Consider the following 24,653-nt stretch of genomic DNA (forward strand, 5'->3'; position numbering starts at 1 on the left):
AGTGGTGGTATGCAGGTTGGCGTCGACGAAGCCGAGCGCATTGGTCGACGGTCGGCCGGTGAAGGCGGCGACGGGCCTCGGCCAGATGGCCCGGCGTCGGACGGGACGCCATCCGCTGGTCCGCCTACTCCGCCGGCGGGTGATCATCCCCGCGACGAAGTGATGGGCGATCGTCACCGCGACGAGTTGGCGGGCGGGACGGTCATCGGGTGCGACGACTGCGGCACGACGGTCTCGATCGGCACCGGGCATACCGACTTCGTCACCTTCGACGTTCAGGGAAATGGGTGTCATCGCTGCAATGCTGCGGTTGCCGACGGGTCCAAACGCGAACCAGCCGACGACAAAATCTGGCAGACCGTGCGGTTGTGGTGGGTGGATGACGGCGAGGACCGAGCGCAGTGGCAGCTCTCGCTGGAGAACGCCGACTACCAGGGCGTCCGGCCTATCAAGGGGTTCGGACCGCCGTCGGCCGAGTCGCCGGGTCGGCGCCCGGAGGTCGACAGCGAGTGGAACGAGCGGCTGGCACCGGTACTAGCGGACGCCGCAGGGACGGCCTGGCAGTGGGTGTCGGAAACCTGGCGCCCTTACTACTGCCGGATCCTGGAGATGTTCGCTGATCTGCTAGACGTCTTCTGGAGCTCACTGGTCGCCGAGGCGCGGGGTGCCAGTCGCCTGGTGGTTCGCCTAACCGGGCTGCCGAGCGCAGTCTCGACCGTACTGAGGGGAACAGCGGCCCGTGTACTGATCTCGGAGCGGTCGATCATTGGTTCAGTCGCCGACGTTGTCGAGCTGTTCCGCGCGGTGGAGAGTCTCTACTGCGCCGGTACCAGGAACGTGTCGGTCTGCTCCGTGGCCCGGCAACGTCTGGGTGTTCCGGAGCCCGTGCCGACTGTCGCGGCGTTGCAACGCCTCGCGCCCGAGCCGGTGCTGCTGGCCTTGACCGGCACCAGTGATCTGCTGACCCTGTCCAGCCTCCTCGATCTGGACCCGGTCCAGGCCAGAGCACGACAGGCTCAACGGGTCTCCGCCGCGGAGCCAGCCCTTGTGGAAAGGCCGCCGACCGACGCCGCGGCACCCATCCCTGCGGTGCCGCCGCCGGCTCCCGCTCGGACGGCTCAGAGGGGGGAGATCGGACTCGAGCGGACAATCAGCCAGGTGGCCGCCATCGGCGAAACACCACGTGCACCGTCGACCTTCGGCCGGCCATGATCACTGACGGCCACGACGAAGCGCTGCGACAACTCCGCGAACTTGCACAGGCCACGGCCGTCGTTGACGAACCGGCCGGGATCCAGATATTGGAGGTGAGACTCCCATTCCATCCACGTGACTGGCTGCGGATCGACCTACTGCTGGATTGCCGTTTTCGGGATACCTGGCGCCCGATGGTCCCCTTGCTCGACGCCGAGCAGGTAACCGTTCTGGTACCCAGCGACTACCCGTTCCAGAAACCGATGCTGACCGTCGACCATCGCAGATTCGCCACCCTGCCGCACGTCTGCTGGGGAGAGCTGATCTGCCTGTACCTGACGGACGGCGACTGGGACCCTAGCCGCGGGATGCGCGGCTTCGCTGAACGGATGCTGGACTGGTTCCGTCAGGTCGCCGACGGCACTCTCCCAGACGCGGAAATCGTTCTGGAACCGCCCTTGACCAGAAATTCCAGCCTGTCCGCGCGGCTCATCGTCCGAAGCGACGTTCCCGAGCCGCTGGCGCTCGACCAGGGTCTCTGGACCGGTTTCGCCGTCGTCGAGGCGGTCCGCTTCAACACGTACGAGGTACGCCGATGGCTGCCCGAGAACGACCCGTTCCCAAGCGAGGAGAGTGAGGAGGAGCCGGCGCGTGATCGTTCGTTTCTGGCCGTCGTGCTGGCCCTGCCGAACCGGGTGGCCGCTACCTACCCGGAGTCGGCTGAGGAACTGCTAGACCTGCTAGCGAGGCAGGGAGTCACAGCCGAACGGGTGAACGGGCTCCTCGAGAAAGCCGCCCAATGGACATCGGCTAGTGCGTTGCCGATGACCCTCGTCATCACGCCGGCGCCCCGGCACCTGTCGCCGAGTTCGCGAACCGCATACCTCGCGGCCTGGAGCCTCCCGCCGAGGCGATTGAGGCCCGCCGATTCGATCGCCTGGGTCAAGATTTACGACCAGCGACCGCAATTCACCCGGCGGCGTGATCGGAATCGGCCGGCGGCCTGGCTGCGAGGCAAGCGGGTACTGGTGCTGGGTTGCGGCGGTCTCGGGGCGCCGATCGCTGAGCATTGTGTACGGGCCGGCGTCTCCGCCCTCCATCTCGTCGATTCGAAGGTCGTCACCCCGGGAATCCTGGTGCGCCAGCCGTACTGGGACCGGGACATCGGGAACGCCAAGGCTAACGTCCTCGCCGCCCGCCTGGCCGAGATCAATTCGGACACCGCGATCACCCCGCTCCAGCAGGACGCCATCGACCTCATTCTTGGCGCTGAGGGCCTGCCGGTGGTGGATCTGATCGTCGACGCCACGGCAAGCCGATCGGTTGCTACGGCGCTAGAGCGGGCCCGGTGGACGACTGACGGCCCGCAGCCGCCGCTGCTGTCGGTCATGGTGGGTCACGACTGCTCGCTCGGCGCATCGACACTGGCGCTGCCCGGAGCCAGCGGCGCGGGTGACGACATCCTGCGCCGCTTGTCAATCGCCGCTGCAGAGGATGGCGAACTGGCCGATGTGCTCGACGACTTCCATCCGGACCTGCCTCGTACGGATCTGTTCGTGCCGGAGCCCGGCTGCTCCGATCCAACGTACGTGGGATCCGCCGCCGATCTGGCCCTGTTCGGCGCGGGGCTGCTTAACGACGCGCTGCGGCTGCTGGGCGGGGAGCGGCATCCGGCTTCCCCGAAACGCTGGGCGACGGTGCTCCGCTCGCCGGGCCGGGCACCGGCCACCACCCGACGGCACTGGCCGGAGCCACTGATCATGCAAGACATGAAGCGCGAATTCCAGATCCGCCTGGATCAACGCGCCTACGCCGACGTCCGCCGCGAGATGCTGCGCACTGCTGACGAGCGTGGTCTGCGGGTGGAGACGGGCGGCCTGCTGTTAGGTCAGATCGACATCGCGAGCCGCGTGGTCTGGGTGACCGAGGCGCAAGGGCTCCCGGCGGGAAGCACGGCGCGTGTGGAGGGCCTGCGGCTGGATCCGGCCGAGGCGCGGGCCTCAGTGGCTGAGCGCCGGTTCCGGACCCGCAATCTGGTCGGCTTCATTGGCGAGTGGCATTCGCATCCGCGGTCTTCGCCGCAGCCCAGCCGTATCGACATCGAGTCGATGACCGACCTGGCTCGTTCCACCGGCACTCCGGTGCTATTGATGATCTTCGGCGGCGACGGCCCGGACGGGCTGCCGAGCCGGTTCGCTGAACTGTTTCTGGCCAGCTGATGATCGCCCTCCAGGGAGACCCGGACCGGCTCGCCGAATGGGCCGAGCCGCCCGGAGAATTCATGCTCTCCTGGACCGAGGAGGTGCTGCGGGACGCCCTGACCTACGCCCGCCGGCTCCGCGAACGACCGTACGAAATCTTCCTGCAGGGTTCGTACGCGAACGGTACCAACATCGGCCAGACCAGCGACGTCGATCTGGTGGTGATGCTGCAGCTGCCGTTCGAGGAGGACGTCGAAGCTCTCGACGCCGCAGGCCGGAACAACTTCGAGCGCCGCTACGAGGAGGACTTCTACGGCTGGGAGGATTTTCGGCAGGACGTGCTGTCGGCGCTGCGGGAGTCGCACTTCGTGGATCCGGGCTACAAGTGCGTCGGCATCCGGGACTGGGATTCGCTCTTGCGGGTGCCGGCCGATATCCTTCCGGCGCTCGAGTTCCGGCGCTACTCCGATTTTCCGACCCCGGTCACTGAGGTCTACCACCAGGGTGTGTTCTTCCGGGACGGGGACGGTCGGTCGATCACCAATTTCCCGAAGCAGCACCGGGTGAACGGCAACGACAAGGATTTCCGTACGGGCCGCCGGTTCAAACAGGTCGTCCGGGTGGCGAAACACCTTCGCGGCCTGGCGAAAGAGCAGGGTCTGCTGGACGGGATCACCGCCCCGTCGTACCTGATCGAATGCCTGCTTTACAACGTCCCCGACGAGGTGTATAGAGCGGCACTGCCGGACGCAGCCGGTGGCGCTCTGGATTGGCTGGCTCACTGCTGCCGGACCGACCCGGAGGCTTTCGCCGCCCTCCCCTGTCAGAACGAGCTGAACGACCTGTTCGGCGACGGCCCCGACCAGCTGGACACGGTAAACGCCGGGCGGTTCCTCGCCACGTTACCGCGAGTACGGCCCGATGTCGGATGACCGGCTGGACGGCCGCGCAGACCGCAGTGATCCTGGTCGCGGTACTCGCCATCTTCAGCGCGGTGGTGTCCGCGTCGCTCGCTTACACCCTCAATCAGCTCGCGGTACGCCGCGACCGCCGGGCGACGGCGTTCGCAGAGGCTCTGGCCGCGGTCGAGGACTTCGCTGAGATGCCGTACCGGATCCGCCGCCGACGCGACTCCCCCGATGCCCGGCACGAGCTGGGCGAAGAACTGAGCCGGATCCAGTCTCGGCTGGCCTACCATCAGGCGTTGATCCAGGTCGAGGCGGCGGCAGTGGCCCCGATCTACGCCGCGCTGGTCCGTGCGGCCAAGGTCGAGGCCGGCGGCCAGATCAAGGACGCCTGGCAGAAGCCCGCGCCGGCCACGGACGCCGAGATGAACATCGCCGTCCGCTACCCCCGCGACGAGATCGACGCCGCCCGCGGCACGTGCGTCCACGCGATGCGGTCCGCGCTCGGCCGTGGCTGCTTCCGCGCCACACAGGCCGCCCTACCCACCGCCAACAGCGACCCGTCCCCCTAAAAAGCTCCTAACACGATTCGTCGGATCAATGTTGATCAGCAGGTCAATGCGAAGATCAATCGCATCCGTCGGTCATGAGCAAGGCTAGGATCGTCGATGACGACCTCTGAAAGCTGATCGAGCCAGTGCTGCCGCCGTAATCCCAGCGTGCGGCCGGACGGGCCACTGGAGGATTTGTGCGATGGTAGGCGCTGAGGTCGACAACCGCCGCGAGCCTTTTGGCTGTTGTCAGCGACGCCCTGGTCGCGCGCCTCGACCGATCGCCGCGCCCACGCGGCCCACCAGGCCCGGATCCCAGGACGAGCCGAGTGCGGAAGCGCCACAGGATGGATGGGCGTTACACTGGGTAAACGCGGTATTGCAGCTTTTCGTCGTACCGGAGACCGGTGACGGCTGTGACAAGCGCCCAGAGGAAGTCCTCATCCGGCCCCCAGGACGGCAGGGCGATCTCGGCCTCGACCGACAACGGCGTCCCCTCGTCCTCGACGGTCACACCATCGGCGTAGACGTAGTGACGGGTGCGTTCGCCGTTCGTGAACAGCGTGAAGCCGTAGGTGCTCGAAACGCAGCTGAAGAAGACCACCAGAGCGTCGGCCAGATCGGTCGGCTCCCAGCCCATGACCACATCCATCATCGGGTTCCAGATCTGCACCCAGCCCCCCGACTCGGCGGCATAGAGGGCGTCGGGCTTGAGGGCGGTCATAGCCTGGTCAGCTCCGACGAGTTCACCGCTGAATTCGGTGATCGCGAGGTCGTCCACCGCATCGTCTGCCGTCACGCCCTGACGGAAAAGCACCGACGTGTTCCAACCCATGATCAAAGCCTTTCCTGGTACGGCGAGGTCGCGGCCGCAAGTGCCACGGGCGCCCTGGCGGCGCTGGCATCGCACAGGTCTCCAACAACCAGGCGATGCTCTTCGACTTCAGGGGAGCAGGTCCAGGCCTTCCGTATAGCGCCAGCGGGGTAGAGAATCGGCGTGTTCTAGCAAGGGAAGATACAAGGCGGTGCGGATCGCCCAACCTGCGCACTTCCGAGCTGGCGCACCAGAAGCTCCTCAGCTACCCGGCTGCCGGACTGCGGCGCCCGGATCGGTGCTCTGCTCAAGGGCCGTCCACCACTCCTCCAGCTCATCGACCCGGCTCTTCAGTGCGGCGTTCGCCGCCCGGGCCGTCGCCAGTTCCTCGGTCAGCGCACCGATCGGCCCGGAGGCGGTCAGGGCGTCTAGCCAGCCCGCGACCAGCCGATCCTCAGCAGCGACCCGGCGGAGCGCGGAGGCGACCACCTCAGGTGACAACTCAGCCACGAACTCTCTCGGGAGCGTGAGCAGGCGAGCGACCTCGCCGAGGCTCCGCGCGGCGCTCATCTGGCGCCCAAGGCGCTCGGCGGACGGCACCGCCGGGCCGGCCGGTATCGCAGCCGCCGCGGTCGGCTTGGCGGGAGAAGGAGCGGGCTTCGACACAGGCGCGGGCGTAGGTGCCGGCTCCGGTTCAGGCTCGGCCTCTGACGGGAGTTCGGGAAGGTCGTCCCCCACCCAGGCGTAGGCCAGAGTGTCGCCCTTCTGACGTCGGACGACATTTGGCCACTTGGGCAGAACCGCCAGCGCGCGGGGCCCGTGCCGGGCCCAGGTCTCGTTCCGAAGACCGAGCTCGGCCAGACGCTCCGACAAGCACGAGGCCGCGCAGGTCGCGGCCAGCAAGGATCACACCGGAGAGGTCCGGCTGCAGGCTCAATTGGGTGACAAGCTGGGAGCGATTGCGGGCTACGCGCTCAAACTCCTGCCGGACGCCCTCACGCCGCCGCGATAACGTCTCGAGCAGGAGCACCGAACCGGCGATGAATACCCCGGCGAGCAGCCCGGTACCCAGGTCAGCCACCTTATTCGCCTGCTCATTCTCAAGATGGAACAGCTTGGCGAAGCCGGTGTACCACAGGAAGATCCCGAGTCCGAGCACGATGGTGACCACCGCCGCGGCGCCGACAGCCAGATCGCGGTCGTTGTCCCGCATGGGGTGAGCTTGGCAGTTCCGGGCCGCGGCGAGCATCAGCCAAACGATCGATGGCGCGGCGCTGCTCACGAGCTGACCCATCCCCGCTGGTCAGCGACGCCGAGTTCACGGCAGCGCAGCAGATCACCGCGATCGGCACACCGGCCGACGGGCCGTCTCGCCGGTACGCGCTGACCGGCCTGCTGATCTGCGCCACGTGCGGACGCCGGTTGACCGCGCACTGGACGCTTCACAAGCCCGCCTACCGGTGCCGGCACGGGCACACCACCGCCCACCCGACCGCGGCCGGAACGCCCCAGTGGGTGTACTAGGCGCAAAGCACCCTGCTCAAGCAGGTAGTCCCTATCGACGGCGAGCTGGCCGACTACGGTGACGTCGAAGACCTCGCCGCCTACCTGAAGGTTCGTGGCCTGGTCATCGTCTGCGGCACCGGCACCGGCACCCTCGCGATCGAACCCGCAATCCAAGAACCCGTCGGAGCTGCCAAACCCCATGGACAAGAACTCACAAGACCGGGATGCCGTCTCGGCAGGTCAAGCCGAACGCGGTCCAGCCAATTAGAGCTGCCGCTCCCGTTGCAACCCCGGCGGCGCGGCCGGACCACGACCCGCGTCCTCCGGTGACGCCGGAAAGCAAGAAACCCCAGCAGGTCTCGCACGAAACGCGAGTAACCCGTGGGGTTTAACGTGTCCGGGCCGACACTGTCGACGACGTCAACCCGGGCGGTATCGGCCGCGAATCGGCCGAGCTGCGCGAGGCTCGTAAACGGATCAGCTTCTCGAGCAGGAGAACGAGGTCCTGCGTCGGGCCGACGGCCTATCTGACGCAGGCAAACCTGCCGGGAAAAGGCTCTACCGCTCGTGACCGAGCTCGCCGCCGACGGTATCCCCGTCGCGGTGAACTGCCGGGTGCTGAACATCGCTCGACAGCCCTATTACCGGTGGCTCGCCCGGCCGGTCACCGACGCCGAATGGTCCAAGCCCACCGGCCGACGCGTTCGACGCCCGCCGCGACGACCCCGAGGTTCGGATACCGATTCCTGGGCGACGAAGTCCGCGCCGCCGGACAGCCGATGATCGAGCGCACCGCTTGGAAGATCTGTTAGGGCATGGACCGGGTCAGCGCGTTCAGCCGCAAACGACGGCGGGGCAAGGGCGGTAGGCCACACCTTCACCGCAGCCGAGCTGAAAGACGCCATCACCACGGGTTCGAGCATGGCGCGAACGATCTCGACCGCTGATGAGCCTGGTCAGCCGCGGGCCACTGCCCGGAGGCATGATCGGTGGGGCAGACGGGAGTGGATGATGATGCGATGGGGACGATTGCGGGGCAGATACTCACCGGCGTGCTGCTCACCGTGGCAGTCCTGGTCGCCGTCGCGGTGGGGGTCGCCTTACTGGCCTGGACGCCGCTGAGCGACGCATCGCTGCACGAGCCTCGACGGACGTCACGCACGCGTACCCGACGCATCTTCCACCACGCCATCCGGTGGGCGCGGCAGCTCTTGCTCACGGCACGTCAGCGGTGGGCGTCGACCGGCCTGGGCTTCCCTGTCAGTCACGTGGTGCGGCATCCGGCCCGTCTGGTAGTGGTCGGCTTCGCCGGTGCCGTTCTTCTCGGCACGGCGCTGCTCTCGCTGCCCTGGGCCACCGAGAGCGGTCACGGGCCGCCTGTTGTGACAGCATTGTTTACCTCGACCTCGGCGGTGTGCGTGACCGGGCTGGTCATCGAGGACACCGGTACGTACTGGTCGCTGTTCGGCCAGATCGTCATCCTCGCCCTGATCCAGATAGGCGGGTTGGGGATCATGACGCTGGCCTCGCTGCTCGGCCTGCTGGTCGCTCGGCGACTACGCATCCGGCTGCAGCTGGGCACACAGGCGGAGACCAAAGCGTTGGGGGTGGGCCATGTCCGCCGTGTCGTTGTCGGAGTTCTCCGGATCAGCCTGCTGATGGAGGCAGTCGTCGCGGTCGCCCTGACCTGGCGCTTCGCGGTCGGCTACGACATCGGTCTCACCAGGTCCACCTATCTAGGGATCTTCCACGCTATATCGGCGTTCAACAACGCCGGCTTCGGCCTCTACGCCGACTCACTCGTACGCTTCGCCACCGATCCGCTGATCTGTCTGCCGATCGCCGCTGCCGTCATCATCGGCGGTCTTGGTTTCCCGGTACTCCTCGAGCTGCGACACGAACTGAGCCACCCGCGCCACTGGTCCTTGCATACCAAGATCACCGTGGGATCGTCTCTCGTGCTCCTGGCCCTCGGTTGGGTCGTCTTCACCCTCACCGAATGGTCGAACGACGCCACCCTCGGCCCGCTGAGCACGCCAGGAAAGCTACTCGCCGGTTTCACCGCCGCCGTCATGCCACGCACTGCCGGCTTCAACAGCCTGGACATCGCCGGCATGAACGACGTCACCCTGGCGATGACCGACATGCTCATGTTCGTCGGCGGCGGCAGCGCCGGAACCGCCGGCGGCATCAAGGTGACCACGTTCGCGCTGCTCGGCTTCGTCGTGCTCGCCGAACTGCGAGGCGAACCAAGCGTGCACGCCCTGGGCCGCAAGCTACCGGCGGGCGTGCAACGCCAAGCTCTAACTGTCGTCCTGCTCAGCATCACCGCAGTCGCCGTCTCCACCCTCGCTCTGCTCGCCCTGACACCGTTCGGTCTGGATCAGGTGCTGTTCGAGGTCACTTCCGCATTCGCCACCGTCGGGCTGTCCACCGGCATCACCGCGCACATCGGCACGGCCGGTCATGCGATTCTGATTGTGCTGATGTTCGTCGGTCGGCTCGGGCCGATCACTGCGGTCACCGCTCTGGCCCTGCGTGAGCGGACCCGCCGCTACGAACGACCTGAGGAGCGTCCCCTCGTTGGCTAGAAGAACAACGACAAGCAACCGCATCGCCGTGCTGGGCCTCGGCCGGTTCGGCAGCTCCCTGGCCCTGGAGTTGATCCGCCAGGAGTGGGAGGTCATCGGTATCGACGTCACCGCCTCTGTGGTGCAGAGCTACGCCGATCAACTCAGCCACGCCGCCGTCGCCAACACCACCGATGAGCAAGCACTGCGTCAGCTGGGTATACCCGACTTCGCCCACGCCGTGGTCGGCATCGGCACCGACCTTGAGGCCAGCATCCTCACCACCAGCCTGCTCGCCGACATGGGCGTGAACAACATCTGGGCCAAAGCGGTCAACCGCCAGCACGCCCGCATCCTGCAACGCGTCGGCGCGAACCACGTGGTGCTCCCCGAGCACGAGATGGGTGAACGCGTCGCCCATCTGGTCACCGGCCACATCCTCAACTACATCCGGTTCGAGGACGACTACGCCATCGTCAAGACACGCGCTCCCGAGGAGACCTTCGACAAGACCCTCGCCGACTCCGCTCTGCGACGCAAGTACGGTGTCACGGTCGTGTCGATCAAACGTCCGGGCGAGGACTTCACTTACGCCACCGCCGACACCACCGTGTATGCCGGTGACATCCTGGTCGTCGCGGGGAAGACACGTCAGGTCGAGGCCTTCGCCAACCTCAACTGACCCACGCTGATCCAGCACGAGATCTCCGTCGTCAAACGTCAGACCGTCGCTGCACTCATCGGGCCGGGCGAATGCCACCACTCGGCTTGGCCACCGTCCATGGCATCCTCACACAAGCGGTTGGCGGCATCAACGTCTATCCGAGCCGGCCATCGGGACGACGCTCCGTACGGGCCTACAGCTGGTTGCCTCCCTTTGCCGACGCAAACGCGTCGGTCCGGGGTAACATCTGCTGGATCTGCTGAGCAGCAAACAGTTTGGCGTTCTCGCCGACCGGCCCACTGCGTGTGTCCATCGGCGCAGTACACGAATTCGCGCGCGGGCGACAACGCGACCGCCACGACTGGCATCACGGATATGCCGAACCGGTACTTACCGCGAACGGCACCGGGATGCGCTGCCGGATAGCCTGCGGTCGTGCGGCAACGACGATTTACCGTTTCCGTCAGTGCCATACCACGTCGCAAAGCTTGATTGACAGTACCGGCCCGAGCGTGACCACTGAGCTGATCTCAACAACGCGAATGTGTTGATTGGTGCGACACGGGCGAAGCGGTGAGATCGGGCGGTGCTGGAAGAGGGCGCGGAGTCCTCGGTAGGTAGTTCTCACCACAAGATCACCTACACGGTGAGGACTCCGCGTGATCGCATATCGTGCCATGATCGACGTCCCCAGGGAACTCGTGCAGTACCTCGGCCGGCTGCTCGCCGCCGAACGCCGAGCCCGGGGAACCCGGCGTGACACCCGCGCCTTGACCTGCTTCTACCAGGCGCTGCTCGTACTCGTCTGGTTCCGCAAGGCCGAAGACCTGACCCTGCTGGGCGCCGGTTTCGGGATCTCCCGGGCCACCGCGTACCGCTACCGCGACGAAGGCATCGCCGTACTCGCCGCCCAGGCGAGCGACCTGCACACCGCGCTACGCCGGGTCGCCGACGACGGCTGGTCCCACGTGATCCTCGACGGCAAACTGTTCGACTGCGACCGGCTGACCGAGACCACCGTGAGCGTCAAGGGCGAGACCATCGACGCCTGGTACTCGGGAAAACACCGTAATTTCGGCGCGAACATTCAAGCGGTCATGCGCCCGGACGGCCTGCCGATCTGGACCTCGGCGGCGATGCCCGGGCACCTGCACGACACCAGCTGCGCCCGCGAACTCGGCGTCACCGCGGCGCTCAACTGGTCCGCAGCCGAGCTCAACCTGCCCGCCCTGGCCGACTCTGGCTACGAAAGCGCAGGCCACGGCATCAAGAGCCCGATCAAGCAACCCGCCGACGGCAAACCCCTCGCCGTCGACAACCGGGCCTACAACAGGCTGCTACGCGGTCTGCGATGGCAAGGCGAACGCGGCTTCGCGATCCTGATCGGCCGCTGGAAAACGCTGCGGCACACCACCGTCAGCCCACGCCGGATCGGCGACATCGTCGCCGCCGCGCTACACCTGACGCACTACGAATACAAATACCTATCCGGATCTTGTTGAGATCAGGTCACCGCGTCGGCCGAACAGGCGGTGAACGGTGAGCAGATAAGCCGGATGTGCCACACCCGATCGAAGTGCACGATATGCTGCCCGAAGGTGTGCCGGGAAGACTGGTCGGCGACGATACTATCGCGCCCACCTTCAGGAGCCCACCGTGCACGGCCGCTTCCCCGTATCGCTGGCGTCCGATCGTCGCGCCCACCGAGCGCCCATGCCGATCGCACCGACCGGATTTCTCGAGGCTCACACCTGTTGCGGGTCTCCGTCGATGGTCGCCGGCCGTGCGGCCGAACCGTTCTCCGGCGGACAGTCGGTCGAATCAGAACGACGCCGCCCCCTCTTCGTTGCGGGCGAGCGCAAGACGGGCGCGATATCGGAGGGTCTCCGGTGGCCCTGATCGTGGCCGCAGAGGATGACCCCGATATCCGCGAAATCATCGAGCATGTCCTGCGGCGCGACGGACACTCCGTTTACCTGGTTCCGGACGGTGAAGCCGCCATCGCTCTGGCACATATTGTCAGGCCAGATCTGATCCTGCTCGACGGCGACATGACTCCCGGAATGAACGGGTTCGAGGCCGCCCGTCTCATCGCCGAAAACAGGACGCTTTGCAGGGTTCCCCTCGTCATGGTGACGGGCACATTCGATCTTGCAGCGATCAAACGACTGCCACACGTCCATGATGTCGTCAAAAAGCCATTTGCTGATGATCGCCTCAGAAGCGCGGTCGCCGGCGCGGTGATGGATTCAACCGCCGGCTCCGGCTCAACCTGAGCGCGCCACCGCCGGCTTCTCGGAGCTTCGGCGTTGTGGGACGCGATCATCCGCACGAGTAACATACGGCCCGAACACCGACGGACGCGTCATGATCTGCTGGTCGACGACACTTATCCGCATGGCAAGGTTTCCGAGATTCCTCCGTACTGCGGCGATGGCTGGCCTGGTCGTCTCCGCGATTTCCGTGCCGGTTGCCCCGGTTCCGACTCGGCAGCCCCCGCTGTTCCGCCTGCGGTCGTCCAGGCTCCCCCGCTGAGCCCCGCGGCCAAGATGGTCATGCGTCGTGACCGCGACGCGATCTGCGTCAACGCCCACGTGCAGAACATCGGCTGGCAGGTCTGGCGGTGCTCCACCAACCGCCGGGACGTCGTCGCCGGCACCGTGGGGCGTTCGCTGCGCCTCGAGGCCCTGGCCGTCTCCAGCCGCCGCGTCGGCGGCGTGTGCGCCCAGGCGCACGTGCAGAACCAGGGCTGGCAGCACAGCAAGTGCACCGGCACCAAGGGCACCCTGGCCGTCGGCACCCAGGGCCGCTCGCTGCGCCTCGAGGCGCTGCGGCTGAGCACCCGCACGCCGGTCTGCGCCCAGGCGCACGTGTCCACCGTCGGCTGGCAGAAGTGGCAGTGCTCCCGGCGCGCCGGACAGATCCAGGTCGGCACCGTCGGCCGCTCGCTGAGCGTTGAGGCGCTGCGCGTTCGCGCCTGACATCTCTTGTGCCCGGTCGATGTCGAGCTTGCCTGAGGTCATCCGGTAGGCCCAGGCGAGCGTGTTTGCCGCCACGCTCAGATCCGCGGCCAGGGTGCGTACACCGTCGCGAACTCTCCGAGCATTCTCGTCCTTAACGTGTCAGCTCGCTGACGTTCCAAAGGTCAGGCTGGCCCGAGCAGACCGGCGTAGTCACCAGCGTGCAACAGCTCGTCGCTGAGGGTGCCGTCGGCCCGGGGCACTTCCAAACGCTGGCCGTCGCGGGTGAAGGAGACTGTGGCCACGTCGGCGCGCCCGGTGAGAGTGCAGACCATCTGCCCGTACGCCAGGATCTCGTTGTTGCGGGCGCTGCCCTCGTCCTGTTCGGCCGTTTCGACAGTGACCTGCCCATTCTGAGCCGCGCCGGCGGCGACCGTCAGCCCGGCCAGCGCCGTGGACAGGCCGGCGCTGCTCTCGGCGGGGGTCGGCCCGGCCACGAGATCGTCGAGTTGCTGTTGCACGCTCGGGTAGGTCCGAGCCCGCCGGACCGTCTGGGCCAGTCGATCCCCTCGCACCAAGCAGAGCACGTGCGCCACCTCACCATCGGGGTCGGTAGCTACAGCGGAACCGTCCGGAGAAGTCAGCGGGCGCCTGGGCAGTTCCACGACATGCGGATTGTCCTGGCTGGGCACCCCGCACGCGGCGAGCAGCAGCGTCAGCACAATGGCTGCGGGAAATACGACGCCTCTCATGGCACACTCCCCGGCAGGTCGATACGGAACCGGGAGCCACCGCCCGGACGGTCGCTCACCGTCGCTGATCCTCTGTGCGAGGCGGCATGCTCGGCGACGATCGCCAGGCCCAGCCCGGTGCCGTCACCAGTGCCCCGCGCGTTCGCGGCCGGCCCGCGCACGAAACGATCGAATATCGAGACACGGCACTGCTCTGGTACGCCGGGGCCGGCGTCGTCAACTTCGAGGAACCCGCTGCCTTCGTCGGAGAGTCCCGCACGAAGGGCGACCGGCCCCCCGCCATAGCGGACAGCGTTCTCCATCAGATTGCGCAGTGCCTGCTCCACTCGGCGTGCATCGATCTGCCAGACCCGCGACCGGTCGTCGAGGAGAATCTCGACAGTGTCCTCGGAGAGGCGGTGCATCCGCGCCATCCTGGTCACCAGTTCCTCGACGTCGGTGGCTTGCCGCTGCGCCGGTTGATCGCTGCGGGCCAGCTCCAGGAGGTCGCCGACGAGCGCCTGGAAGCGGTTGACCTCCTCGACGATGAGGTCGACGGCGGTACCGGATCGAGCGTCGAGGCCGTCGCGGCGGCGGTCGATCACGCTGACGGCGGCTTGCAGGGTCTGCAGCGGGGAGCGCAGTTCGTGACTGACGTCGGCGGCGAAGCGGCGATCGCGCTGCAGCCGGCGGGCCAGCTCGTCCGCCATGTGATTGAACGACGCGGCCAGCTCGGCCAGGTCCGGTTCCGTGGCAGGGTCAAGGCGGGTGTCGAGGTCACCGTCGGCGATGTCTCGGGCGGCGCCGGCGACGATACCGACCGGGCGCAGGGCGTGCCGGGTGACGTACCAACCGATGGCTGCCCCACCCGCGGCCATCATGGTGGCCACTGAGGCCAGCACCAGTGCGAGGAGCTGCAGCGTGCGGTCCAGCTCGCGCAGCGAGACGATTTCGTAGAAGACGGTACCGCCGGGCAGTGGCACGGCGACCACCAGTGCGGGAACGCCGTCGCGACGGATGCGTTGGGTCACGGCTTGCCCGCCCGCGGCTATCTCCTGCAGCCGCGATGGCACGGCGCTCCGCGCGTCGGTGTCCGCGCTACGCGAATACCAGCGCCCTGCACGCTGCACCAATACGTAGCGGTCGGCGCCGATGTCCAGGGAACTCAGCACCTCGGCGACGTTGGGAGCAGGGCCGGTGAGGCCGTTCTCGACCGCCGCCGCGTCGAAGTACGAGGCGCGTACCGCGGTGCGTTCCCGTTCCCGCAGCAGCGTGCTGCGAGTCAACTCGTACGACACCACGGTGACGCAAGCGGACAAGGCGAACGCGCCGACTGCGAACGCGGCACTGACCCGGGTCCGAAGGCCGGTCCTTTTCACGGCTGTGCGGTTTGCGTCTCCGGTGCCGCCGGTTCCGGTGGCACGGTCAGCTGATTGCACACATCGAACACCTCGGGCACCGTCCACGCCACGGCACCGGCAGCCATGCGCACCCGGTCCGACTCCACCTCGCCGAGCAGGATGAGCACCTGGTTCTGCACCAGCACCTCGAGCCGGCGGCCACGCACTCGCGCGTTGCAGCCCAGAGCGACGGCCGCGCGGTCCGCGATTCGGAGATCCGCCTCAAGCGCCTCGGCGGCGGGCATGAGGGGTGCGTATTCGCGATCGTCGTCGTACCGGTCGCCGGGCTCAGACCCGTAGGGCATCATCGGACCATCGCTTCCAGCGGTATACGGCGAGACCCGGTACCGGCGGACGGCGCTGGGGATCCGGTTCCCGGACGTCAGGCCCTGCGGGTCTCGCACCTTCAGTTCTGCTTACCCGCTCAGCTTCGCCGAGGTGTATAGCGGCTGTCCCGCCGCTTCATGACGGTTCTGTGACGGTCCGAAAAGAGTTTCGGCGACATGCGTGGGCGAGCCGCTTTGTCATCCGACTGTCACGTGGTCGGCAGCTTTCCGCCGATTGCCCCCAGCATGCTGGCATTCATTCCCCGCGGTACGAGACCACGAGAAGCGAGGAACACCACTCATGACACTCAGCAGTCTGGTCACCGCTCTGGCCGTCGGCACGGTCCTCGGGCTCGGCGGCCGCTGGATCGTGCCCGCCGGCCGCGTTGTGCCTGTCTGGGTGACCTTGGCCGTCGGCATCGGCGCCGCGGTCCTGGCCACCGTTGTCGCGCGGCTGGCGGGTGTATACAACCCGGGCGTAAGCCTCGTCGAGGTGGTCCTGCAGGTGATCTTCGCCGCGTCCGGTGTGGCGCTGGTGGCCGCCACCGCGGACCGGCCGTACAACAACGGCCGCGGCAACGTGCGCAGGTCACGGTGACGGTCGTGCCTGCGGGTGACCGAACCGCCCTGCTCATCTGCGACCGCTGCGGCGTCGAGGAGGCAGCCACCGCGGCGCTTCCCGCCGCGGAGCTGGTCTGGCCATTGGTCTCCGGACACGGCTGGACCGGTTCGGCGTTTCCCACCGGCCCGCACCACTGCCCGTCGTGCCCCGCCGGCGACCTTCCGGTCAAGCCCGAATCGACGTCGCGACCACGCACGCACGGCCCGTCCTACCTGATGCGGACAGACGGCGGCACGGCCGTTCTGAAGCCGCTGACCGACCTCGACGCCGAGCTCACCGAGTGTCTGCGCGACGAGCTGATGCACGCGGCGGCGACGTGCCCGAACGTGGTGGTCGACCTTCGCAGCGTCGGCTTCATCGACTCCACCGCCCTAGGACTGCTGGTGCGGGCGCGTCAGGAAGCTCGGCAGCACGACGCCACGTTCGGCCTGGTCGAGCCGTCACGGTTCGTGCGCACCGTTTTGCACACGATGCGCCTGGACAGCGTCTTTCCCATCTACCCCGACTGGCCGGAGCCCTCCGAGGAAGCCAGCGGCGATCCGGGCGCAACGCGCCCGGTCCGCGACTGGTGACACGGGACTGTCATACGGCAGTGCGGGGCTCGCCACATCCCGGCACAAGAGTTGCGCCTTATCACGACGATTTCGCATGTGGGGGAGAACCATGACTGTGTTCACCGTTTCGGACGACGCCGTTCTGGCGATCCGCCGCCTGTCCACGCTGCCGGACGCCCCTCCCGGCGCCGGCCTGCGCATCTCGGGCGGCGACGACGCGCGCACACACACACTCCGGTTGTCGCTGGCGGCACAACCGCATCCAGGCGATCAGGTGCACGAGGCTGACGATCACATTCAGGTCTACGTCGCCGAGGAGGCCGCCGGCCTGTTGGAGGGCAAGACCCTCGACGCGCGGACGGACGACAGCGGGCAGGTGCGGTTCCTGCTCGACGCACCGCAGACCTGAGGTTCGGCCCTGCGGAACAGTTTCTGCGACCCCGGTGACCAGCTGGCGGGCCGAAACGAGGGCAGATGGTGGCGCGGCGGACGGGTACGCATGACGACACGCCGTCGCCCGCCTCGAGAGGAGTCGGCTTCCGATGTACCCGTTCCCGCGGCCCGGTGACGCTGCTGAGGCCGGCGGTTCCGCCGGTCCCGACCTTGACATCACGGCCTGGATCGCTCGCCTCGACGCGAACGAACGACTCGCCGAGCTGGTGGTTCAGGCGCTTTCCGGCGACCGTCAGGTGCGCGGACGTTACGTGGATGTGGCAGTGCAGAACGGTGTCGTGACGCTGCGAGGTGAGTTGGATTCGGACAGCGCCCGAGCGGCCGCGCGGCAGCGGGTCTGGACACTCCCCGGTGTCCGCGACGTGTGCGACATGCTCACTTCGCCCGGCCAGACGAGTACCCCACCGGAGTTCGACCGCACAGGCTTACCTGTCCGGCATACCGGGCCGGACGGTGAGCCGTCCCAGTGACGTGTACTACGTTCTCGATCTGGCCGATCTCCAGGTGTGCTGTGCCGCCGCGTCGTCGGCTGTCCCCGTCGACGTGCCACTGAGCAGACGAGCTGAATTGACGAGCCCGACCAGGCTGAACGCCTGCGGGCTATTGCCCAGATGCCGGCGGGCAACCGGGTCGTATTCCTCGGAGAGCATGCCGACGTCGTTGCGCAGCCCGAGCATCCGCTCGAACAATTTCTCCGCCTCGTCACGGTGCCCGATGGCGTACAGGGCGTCCACCAGCCAGAACGTGCAGGTCAGGAACGCCCCTTCCGAACCGGCCAGACCATCGACGTTCTCGTGCTCAGAGCGGTAGCGCAACAGAAAGCCGTCCTGGCACAGTTCCCGCCGCACCGCTTCGACGGTGCCCGCCACACGCGGATCGGCTGCCGGAAGGAAGCCCACCCGGGGAATCAGCAGCAGCGCGGCGTCCAGGGCGGCTGAGCCGTACGACTGGGTGAAAGTGTTGCGCCGCTCGTCGAACCCCTTGGCGCAGACCTCGGCGTGGATGCCGGCACGCAAGCTCCGCCAGCGGTCGACGGGACCGTCGAGTCCGTGGTGCTCCACGGCCGTGACGGCTCGATCGAAAGCAGTCCAGGCCAGGACCTTGGAGTGCACGAACTGACGCCGGTCGCCGCGAACCTCCCACAGGCCGTTGTCCGGCTGCTGCCAATTGCCTTCGAGATAGTCGAGCAGCGCCCGCTGCAGATCCCAGCCGGCCTCGGTGGCGGCAATGCCGGCCTCGCGGGAAAGGTGCAGGCCGTCGAGGACCTCACCCCAGACGTCGAGCTGAAGCTGCCCGGAGGCGGCATTGCCCACCCGGACCGGGCGCGAGCCCGCATAGCCGCCCAGCCAGTCGAGGCTGTATTCGGGCAGACGGCGAGTACCGTCGAGCCCGTACATGATCTGCAGATCGGCGGGATCGCCGGCGACCGCTCGCAGCAGCCACTCCCGCCATGCCCTGGCTTCAGCGACATATCCGGTGCCGAGCAGCGCCTGCAAGGTGAAGGTGGCGTCGCGCAGCCAGCAGTACCGGTAGTCCCAGTTCCGGATGCCGCCGAGCTGTTCCGGCGACGAGGTGGTGACGGCGGCCGTGATGCCACCGGTCAGCGCGTACGTGAGGGCCTTGAGCAGGATCAGCGAACGGCGGACGGCGGACGGCGTCCGGCCAGCGGCCGTCGTAGTCGCACCGTCCGATCCATCGCTGCCAGTAATGGTGAACCGCGTCCAGCGCCTGGAATGCGTCGACCGGCTCGGGACGCGGCAGATGGGACAACTGGTAGGTGAGGACGAACGGCAACCGCTCCCCTGCCCGGACGGTGAAATCGGCGGTCGCGGCCCGGTCACCGACATGCAGCGGAACATCCGTGCGCAGCCACACCGCGTCCGGGCCGGCGACGGCTCCCACGTCGCGGTCCCGCCGACCCACCCACGGCACGATCCGGCCGTAGTCGAAGCGCAGAACCAGATCCATGTGCATCGCGACCGTGCCCGATACCCCCTCGACGATCCGGACCACGTCGGCGGCCTCGCCGCGCGGCGGCATGAAGTCGATCACCCGGACCGTTCCGCCGGGGGTCTGCCAGGTGGTCTCAAGGATCAGCGAGTCGTCCCGGTACCGGCGGCCGGTGGCCGAACCCGCGCCCGCCGGTGCGATGCGCCAGTGTCCGTTCGACTCGTCGCCGAGCAGAGCCGCGAAGCAGGCGGCCGAGTCAAGCCTAGGCAGGCACAGCCAGTCGACCGAGCCGTCCTGCCCGATCAAAGCGGCCGACTGCAGGTCACCGATAAGCGCGTAGTCCTCGATGCGTCCGGGCATGGCGTGCTCTCAGGCGGTGAGGTCGAGGACGACTTTGATGTCGTCCTGGCGGGACTCGAGGGCCTCGATGTAGCGGTCCAACGGCAGCCGGCGGGTGATGAGGCGGGCGAGCCAATCCGGGTCGGCCTCCGCCAGCGCAGCGGCGGCGGACGCGTAGTGGAGCAGGTTGGCATTGACCGAGCCGACGACGGCGTCGTTCTCCAGCACCATGTCCCGGTTCGCGGCGCCCACGTCCACCGAGATCTTGCGGCCGACCGGGGAAACGCCGGTGAGGCACACGATCCCGTACGCGGCGGTGCTCGCCATTGCCTCGAAGACCAGACTGGACACGCCGGTCGCCTCGATGATGACGTCCGGTCTCGCCCGCGCGGCCACCTCGCCGAGGCCGTTCGCGTGGTATTCGGCCCCGAGCGCCTTCACCGTCTCCGGCTTCGGCCCGTCGGTGGCCAGGTCGAGCACGTGCACCTCGAGGCCGCGCTGCACACCGAGCAACGCGGCCAGCAGTCCGATCGGCCCGGCTCCGGTGACCAGCACCCGCCGCGGCTCGAACCACGAGCGGGCGCCGACCTTCTCGACCTGTTCCCACGCTTTCGCGACGACCGTGGTCGGCTCCATCAGCGCCCCGACCCGCTCCAGACGGGGGTCGAGCTTGACCGCGTACGCCGTCTCGACCGTCCACGCCTGGCTGCCGTACCCGTCGATCTCCTTGATGCCCCGCTCGGTGTAGCGACCGTTGCGGCACATGTCGAATTCGCCGTGCCCACAAGCGCCGCACGGCACCGGGTCCGGTCGGCGGACAACGCCGACGACGAGGTCGCCGGGGGCGAAGCCGCTGTCCGGCGGGGCAGTGCGGACCCGGCCCAGCGACTCATGGCCCAGCACCAGCCGGTCGCGGTCCGGCGGCGCCCACCCGTACTCGCCGGCGGCGATCTCCCGGTCGGTGCCGCAGATGCCCAGGGCCAACCCTTCGACGAGCATTTCCCCCGGACCGGCCGACGGATCGGGCACGTCCCGCACCTTGGCGGATCCGGCCTTCAACGGCTCTACGGTCAACGCACGCACAGCAATCTCCTCACCGTGACGGGTGCACAAGCTCGGGAGCGTCGGTGTCCAGCGGCACTGCCGGTCCCGGCACGAGTCCCAGTTGGACGGGCGGGCGCGACCCGGCAGCGGTGAACAACCAATCCGCCACCGTGCGTACCCGGTTCGCCGGCAGGGCGCTCAGGTGATAGCCGCGGGTGATCGCTCTGGCCGGCAGACCGGACATCGGCAGGTGCAGTGGGTTGGCGGCTGCCTGCCGGCCGCCGAGGTCCACCACGAAACCCAGATCACGATGACGGTACGGGCGTCGCCGTCCGACGCCGTAGGAAGCCGCGATGTTGTGCCCGGCGAGCCGGCCCTGTCGCACGGCGTGCTGCGCCGTCATCGGCGTCAGCTGCCCGGGGCGGGTCGGATCGGGAACCGCAGCCGCGTCGCCGCACGCCAGAATGTCGGGGTGTCCGGGCACGGCGAGGTATTCGTCGACCCGCAGCCGGCCCTGGGTCATCGGCAGGCCGGTACTGCGGGCGAGCGGATCCGGGCGTACGCCTACACACCACACGAGCGTGCGCGAGGCGACGAACCGGCCGTCGGTGAGTCTGACCCCGTCCGCGGTGGCCTCGGACACCGACGTACCGAGTTCGACCTCGATGCCGCGCTCACGTAACACCTGACCGGCCGTCGTCGACAGGCGTTCGTCCATGCCGGGCAGCACCTGGTCGGCCGTGTCCAGCAGCAGCCAGCGCGCCCGGAGGCCGGCCAGCCGCGGGTGGCGGCTCAGCACGTCCTCGGTCAGCAACTGCATCTGGGCGGCCACCTCCGTACCGGTATAGCCCGCTCCGACCACCACGAACGTCAAACGTGCCTCGCGCTCGGCAAGGTCACTCGCGGTGTCGGCCAGCTCGATCTGGCGGATCACGTGATCGCGCAGGTACAGCGCCTCGGGAATGCCGCGGAAGCCGTGTGCGTGATCCGCCACGCCTGGTACCGGGAGCAGTTTGTTGACGCTGCCCGTAGCGAGAACGAGCCGGTGGTAGCCGAGGAGACCGCGCTCGCCCTCAGGGTCCTCGTACGACACCGTGCGGGCCCCGATGTCGATGCCATCCACCTCGCCCAGCACAAGCCGTACTCCCGGCAACGTTTCGCGGAGCGGCACCGTCACGCGGCGGGGATCCAGCACACCACCGGCCACCTCGGGCAACAGTGGTAAGTACAGGAAGTAGTCGGTGGGGTTGAGCAGCAGGATCTCAGCCGAGCCCCGTGCCTTGCGCAGCAACGTCCGGGCGGCCTGATAGCCGGCGAACCCGCCTCCGACAATCACGATGCGTGCATGCGCCATCCTGTGCACCTCCCTCTCCAGGCTTCAGCTACCCCGAACGCCTACCCCGCGCTGGGTCCCGGAAACAGGCCTGTCACCCTCGGCCGTCCCGATCGCCTGTCACCCAGGACGGGTGTAGATCACGCCCGTGGTGACCATCAGGGCGGCGATCAGCATGGGCAGGGCCGGCAGACCGACGATCACGGTAAGGACAGGCAGCACCAGCCACACCAGGATCAGCACCGCGACGTTCACCAGGGCGAGCATCCGGGAAGGCCGACGCCGACGGCGCGGCGCCGGCGGTTCCAGCCCGGCGACGATCTGTACGAAGTCGTCCCGGTCGTGCCGCGCCAAGGCACGCGTTCGCACGCTCAAGGCAACGCAGACGTCGTTCGCAGCCGGAATGGCACGCACAATGCCGGCTGCCGCGTCACGCGCCGCCGGCGTGCGCACCCTCCCGGCCAGCATGACGACGTCGTTCTGCACGCTGACCCGGATGGGCTCGTGCCTGGTCCGCTCGTCGGCGTTCAGCTCGACGATCACCGTCAGCGCCGTCCGCACGTCGCACGACGCCACGACCGGGTCTCGTCGCCGCTGCTGGGCCAAAAACTCGTCATCCGGCAGTGGCTGCACCCATGTCCCTTCCCGACTTCCGCTCTCTTCTCATGTCCGGGTCAGCGGAAGAAGCGGCGGCCCGGCGGGATGTACTCCGGCGCCCAGTAAGGCGCATAGCCGTAGTAGCTGTACAGGTCGGTGAAGTACTTGTCCCGGTCGACCAGATCAGGGTCGTACTGCGGGGCCTCGGCCACCTGCACCCGGGAACGATCGATGCCGACCTCGTCGTCAGTCACCCGATCGACGGCCTCCACCGGGATGTACAACGGCGTAGCGCCGACGCCGAACAGACCACCGTGCTCGACGCGGAGCATCCGCACCCGCTTCTGCTCGGTGTCGATCAGCAAATCGTCGACCCTACCGACCTCGTTGCCGTCACGGTCAAAAACCTTACGACCGCGGATGTCCTGGGCCGGGTCGGCCAGCACCTGGTCGGTGTCGCTGAGCTGCATCATCGTTGTGGACTCGGTGTTCATCGTGTGCCTCCTTCCGGCCGCACGGGCCGGTCGATGCTTTCCTCACCGAACCTAGACAGCCCACTCGGCGGACCTCACACGGAAACTTGTCAGTTCGATGACGGCAGCCCAGGCATCCGCCTTCCGCCCGGGATGAAGGACGAGACTGCCGCCGCCATACCTGCATTGGCCTTGAGCGAGGCGGTGCTCCAGCCGACACGCCCTGGGGCCGCCGGCACTGAGCACAGCAGCCGCCGGCGAAACAGCTCCGGCACGCAGCCGAACCTCGGCGTTCGTCACAAAACCGTCATCGGTCTGCGGTTCCGGCTTCATGCCTCGCTTGGATGATCAAACAGTACGCCGTGGACCATCGGAAGGTACCTTCATGACGCTGCTGGCCGGCCGCTACCGTGTCGGGGCATCCATCGGTCGCGGGTGTTCCTCCGTTGTCCATCATGGTTTCGACCGCTCGCTTCGACGACCAGTGGCGATCAAGATGATGACCGGACTCACCGCCGACGGAGTGCACACGGCGCTTGCCGAAGCTCAGGCCGCCGCCAGGCTCAGCCATCCGAACGTTGCAAGGGTCTATGACTTCGGTGAGGCAGGGACGGGCGACGGAAAAGCACCCTTCCTGGTCCTCGAATACCTGTCCGGCGGCACCCTCGCTGACCGTCTGCTGCAGGGCCCGCTGCCCTTCGTCGAGGCCGCCGCGGTCGCGGCGGACGTTGCCGCGGCGCTCGCCGCTGTGCACGCGTATGGCCTGGTGCATCGCGACATCAAGCCCCGGAACGTGATGGTCGGCCCCGCCGGTGCGAAGCTCGTGGACTTCGGTGTGGCGGCCGCAGCCGGAGAGAAGCCGGTCGACGCCGACGGCCGGATCTGGGGCACCCCGGCCTACTCCGCGCCGGAACAGCTGCGCGGCGAGCAGTCCCATCCCTCGGCCGACGTTTACGCCCTCGGCGTGCTGTTGCACGAGTGCCTCACCGGGAGCTCACCGTGGCAGGGCTCGACCCCGGAGCACGTGTTGGTGAACCGCCATCTCAAACCCGTGCCGACGCTGCCGAATCCGGACGACTACCCGGCCGGCTTCGCCGACTTCTACGAGGGTTGCGTGTCGCCGCGGCCCGGAAAGCGCCCCACCGCGCACGAAGCGGCGCGTGCGCTGCGGAATTTCACCACCGGCCGATCTGAGCCGGAACCGCCGGCCCGACGATCGGTGTCGACCTGGACCAGTCGGCCTCGCGTCATCGCGGCGGCTTGCGGGGCGGCGGCCGCCGTCATCGTCGGCATTGCCGTCGCCGACCACGGCCCGACCGACGCGGGTGAGGTGAGCTGGATGCCTCCGGCGGCCGGGATCACAACCGCCGACGATATTTCGTCACCGTCGCAGGAGTGACCCTTTCTGACGACTCGTGCTTGAGTTCAGGTCTGCGGCGGCGCTGCGCGGCGGTTGCGGACGTCGT

General features: G+C 67.8%; 27 protein-coding genes and 1 pseudogene. 16 read left to right on the forward strand and 12 right to left on the reverse strand.

From position 1 onward, the window contains the following. The first annotated feature begins 9 nt into the window (after positions 1-9). Genes EER30_RS42385 through EER30_RS42400 form a run of 4 tightly spaced genes read left to right on the forward strand, consistent with a single transcriptional unit; the run spans position 10 to position 4,872 of the window. Positions 10-1,212 (forward strand): hypothetical protein, encoded by a 1,203-nt coding sequence (locus tag EER30_RS42385; protein WP_127507781.1) that lies wholly within the window; start codon positions 10-12, stop codon positions 1,210-1,212. Next, positions 1,209-3,413 (forward strand): ThiF family adenylyltransferase, encoded by a 2,205-nt coding sequence (locus EER30_RS42390; RefSeq protein WP_127507783.1) that lies wholly within the window; start codon positions 1,209-1,211, stop codon positions 3,411-3,413. Before EER30_RS42385 ends, EER30_RS42390 begins: the two co-directional genes overlap by 4 nt. After that, a complete protein-coding gene (locus tag EER30_RS42395; protein ID WP_127507785.1) occupies positions 3,413-4,327 on the forward strand; it encodes a nucleotidyltransferase domain-containing protein in 915 nt (304 codons plus the stop codon). The genes EER30_RS42390 and EER30_RS42395 overlap by 1 nt, the downstream gene beginning before the upstream one ends. Continuing rightward, positions 4,324-4,872, forward strand: a complete 549-nt coding sequence (locus EER30_RS42400; protein WP_127507787.1) for a hypothetical protein — start codon at positions 4,324-4,326, stop codon at positions 4,870-4,872. The genes EER30_RS42395 and EER30_RS42400 overlap by 4 nt, the downstream gene beginning before the upstream one ends. 337 nt (positions 4,873-5,209) lie before the next feature. Here the strand turns inward: EER30_RS42400 and EER30_RS42405 are convergent, their stop codons facing one another. The 3 genes from EER30_RS42405 to EER30_RS42415 form a co-directional block, all read right to left on the reverse strand. Beyond that, a complete protein-coding gene (locus EER30_RS42405; RefSeq protein WP_127507789.1) occupies positions 5,210-5,686 on the reverse strand; it encodes a hypothetical protein in 477 nt (158 codons plus the stop codon). 240 nt (positions 5,687-5,926) lie between these two features. Continuing rightward, a complete protein-coding gene (locus EER30_RS42410; protein WP_127507791.1) occupies positions 5,927-6,235 on the reverse strand; it encodes a hypothetical protein in 309 nt (102 codons plus the stop codon). 124 nt (positions 6,236-6,359) lie between these two features. Further along, positions 6,360-6,878 (reverse strand): hypothetical protein, encoded by a 519-nt coding sequence (locus tag EER30_RS42415; protein WP_127507794.1) that lies wholly within the window; start codon positions 6,876-6,878, stop codon positions 6,360-6,362. A 50-nt stretch (positions 6,879-6,928) separates the two neighbouring features. Between EER30_RS42415 and EER30_RS42420 the strand changes: the two genes are divergently transcribed. From EER30_RS42420 to EER30_RS42450, 7 genes are all read left to right on the forward strand, one after another. Further along, positions 6,929-7,189: a recombinase zinc ribbon domain-containing protein gene (locus EER30_RS42420; protein ID WP_127507796.1), complete on the forward strand. Its 261-nt coding sequence runs from the start codon at positions 6,929-6,931 to the stop codon at positions 7,187-7,189. Between the two features lie 549 nt (positions 7,190-7,738). Further along, positions 7,739-7,954: a hypothetical protein gene (locus EER30_RS42425; protein WP_127507798.1), complete on the forward strand. Its 216-nt coding sequence runs from the start codon at positions 7,739-7,741 to the stop codon at positions 7,952-7,954. Between the two features lie 236 nt (positions 7,955-8,190). Next, on the forward strand, positions 8,191-9,762 hold the full coding sequence (locus tag EER30_RS42430; protein ID WP_127507800.1) for a TrkH family potassium uptake protein: 1,572 nt from the start codon (positions 8,191-8,193) through the stop codon (positions 9,760-9,762). Beyond that, positions 9,755-10,423: a potassium channel family protein gene (locus EER30_RS42435; protein ID WP_205650663.1), complete on the forward strand. Its 669-nt coding sequence runs from the start codon at positions 9,755-9,757 to the stop codon at positions 10,421-10,423. The genes EER30_RS42430 and EER30_RS42435 overlap by 8 nt, the downstream gene beginning before the upstream one ends. A gap of 641 nt (positions 10,424-11,064) precedes the next feature. Continuing rightward, entirely contained in the window at positions 11,065-11,907 is an 843-nt protein-coding gene (locus EER30_RS42440) for a transposase family protein (protein ID WP_432417597.1), read from the forward strand. A gap of 387 nt (positions 11,908-12,294) precedes the next feature. Next, a complete protein-coding gene (locus EER30_RS47710) occupies positions 12,295-12,681 on the forward strand; it encodes a response regulator (protein ID WP_164842698.1) in 387 nt (128 codons plus the stop codon). A 279-nt stretch (positions 12,682-12,960) separates the two neighbouring features. Next, entirely contained in the window at positions 12,961-13,386 is a 426-nt protein-coding gene (locus tag EER30_RS42450) for a hypothetical protein (RefSeq protein WP_164842699.1), read from the forward strand. Between the two features lie 164 nt (positions 13,387-13,550). Here EER30_RS42450 and EER30_RS42455 read toward each other — a convergent pair whose 3' ends face one another. From EER30_RS42455 to EER30_RS42465, 3 genes are read right to left on the reverse strand one after another with little or no spacing between them, the layout of a single operon-like run. Further along, positions 13,551-14,117: a GerMN domain-containing protein gene (locus EER30_RS42455; protein ID WP_127507806.1), complete on the reverse strand. Its 567-nt coding sequence runs from the start codon at positions 14,115-14,117 to the stop codon at positions 13,551-13,553. Continuing rightward, a complete protein-coding gene (locus EER30_RS42460; RefSeq protein WP_127507808.1) occupies positions 14,114-15,475 on the reverse strand; it encodes a sensor histidine kinase in 1,362 nt (453 codons plus the stop codon). Before EER30_RS42460 ends, EER30_RS42455 begins: the two co-directional genes overlap by 4 nt. After that, complete coding sequence (locus EER30_RS42465) at positions 15,472-15,741, reverse strand: BON domain-containing protein (RefSeq protein WP_164842700.1); 270 nt, start codon at positions 15,739-15,741, stop codon at positions 15,472-15,474. Before EER30_RS42465 ends, EER30_RS42460 begins: the two co-directional genes overlap by 4 nt. A gap of 382 nt (positions 15,742-16,123) precedes the next feature. Between EER30_RS42465 and EER30_RS42470 the strand changes: the two genes are divergently transcribed. From EER30_RS42470 to EER30_RS42485, 4 genes are all read left to right on the forward strand, one after another. After that, on the forward strand, positions 16,124-16,420 hold the full coding sequence (locus EER30_RS42470; RefSeq protein WP_127507812.1) for a GlsB/YeaQ/YmgE family stress response membrane protein: 297 nt from the start codon (positions 16,124-16,126) through the stop codon (positions 16,418-16,420). Continuing rightward, positions 16,417-17,016: an anti-sigma factor antagonist gene (locus EER30_RS42475; RefSeq protein ID WP_127507814.1), complete on the forward strand. Its 600-nt coding sequence runs from the start codon at positions 16,417-16,419 to the stop codon at positions 17,014-17,016. Before EER30_RS42470 ends, EER30_RS42475 begins: the two co-directional genes overlap by 4 nt. Before the next feature lie 91 nt (positions 17,017-17,107). Further along, a complete protein-coding gene (locus EER30_RS42480) occupies positions 17,108-17,407 on the forward strand; it encodes a Fe-S cluster assembly protein HesB (protein ID WP_127507816.1) in 300 nt (99 codons plus the stop codon). Positions 17,408-17,540: 133 nt separating this feature from the next. After that, complete coding sequence (locus tag EER30_RS42485) at positions 17,541-17,921, forward strand: BON domain-containing protein (protein ID WP_127507818.1); 381 nt, start codon at positions 17,541-17,543, stop codon at positions 17,919-17,921. 6 nt (positions 17,922-17,927) lie between these two features. Here EER30_RS42485 and EER30_RS42490 read toward each other — a convergent pair whose 3' ends face one another. The 6 genes and pseudogenes from EER30_RS42490 to EER30_RS42510 form a co-directional block, all read right to left on the reverse strand. Continuing rightward, the gene (locus EER30_RS42490) at positions 17,928-19,310 is read right to left on the reverse strand and encodes a glycoside hydrolase family 15 protein (protein ID WP_349290918.1); all 1,383 of its coding nucleotides are present in this window, start codon (positions 19,308-19,310) and stop codon (positions 17,928-17,930) included. Between the two features lie 61 nt (positions 19,311-19,371). Beyond that, positions 19,372-19,761, reverse strand: a pseudogene (locus tag EER30_RS49170) (trehalase-like domain-containing protein); the annotation flags it as partial. Positions 19,762-19,770: 9 nt separating this feature from the next. Then, positions 19,771-20,823 carry a glucose 1-dehydrogenase gene (locus tag EER30_RS42495; protein WP_127507820.1) on the reverse strand — a complete coding sequence of 351 codons (1,053 nt, stop codon included), beginning with the start codon at positions 20,821-20,823 and terminating at the stop codon, positions 19,771-19,773. Positions 20,824-20,833: 10 nt separating this feature from the next. Next, a complete protein-coding gene (locus EER30_RS42500; RefSeq protein WP_127507822.1) occupies positions 20,834-22,138 on the reverse strand; it encodes an NAD(P)/FAD-dependent oxidoreductase in 1,305 nt (434 codons plus the stop codon). Between the two features lie 99 nt (positions 22,139-22,237). Then, positions 22,238-22,660 (reverse strand): BON domain-containing protein, encoded by a 423-nt coding sequence (locus EER30_RS42505; RefSeq protein ID WP_164842701.1) that lies wholly within the window; start codon positions 22,658-22,660, stop codon positions 22,238-22,240. 131 nt (positions 22,661-22,791) lie between these two features. Beyond that, a complete protein-coding gene (locus tag EER30_RS42510; RefSeq protein ID WP_127507826.1) occupies positions 22,792-23,208 on the reverse strand; it encodes a PRC-barrel domain-containing protein in 417 nt (138 codons plus the stop codon). Positions 23,209-23,572: 364 nt separating this feature from the next. On the opposite strand from EER30_RS42510, the gene EER30_RS42515 reads away from it, so the two are divergent. Continuing rightward, positions 23,573-24,586 carry a serine/threonine-protein kinase gene (locus EER30_RS42515; RefSeq protein ID WP_164842702.1) on the forward strand — a complete coding sequence of 338 codons (1,014 nt, stop codon included), beginning with the start codon at positions 23,573-23,575 and terminating at the stop codon, positions 24,584-24,586. Positions 24,587-24,653: the final 67 nt, after the last annotated feature.

This window comes from Actinoplanes solisilvae, from assembly GCF_003999975.1.
Lineage (GTDB): Bacteria > Actinomycetota > Actinomycetes > Mycobacteriales > Micromonosporaceae > Actinoplanes > Actinoplanes solisilvae.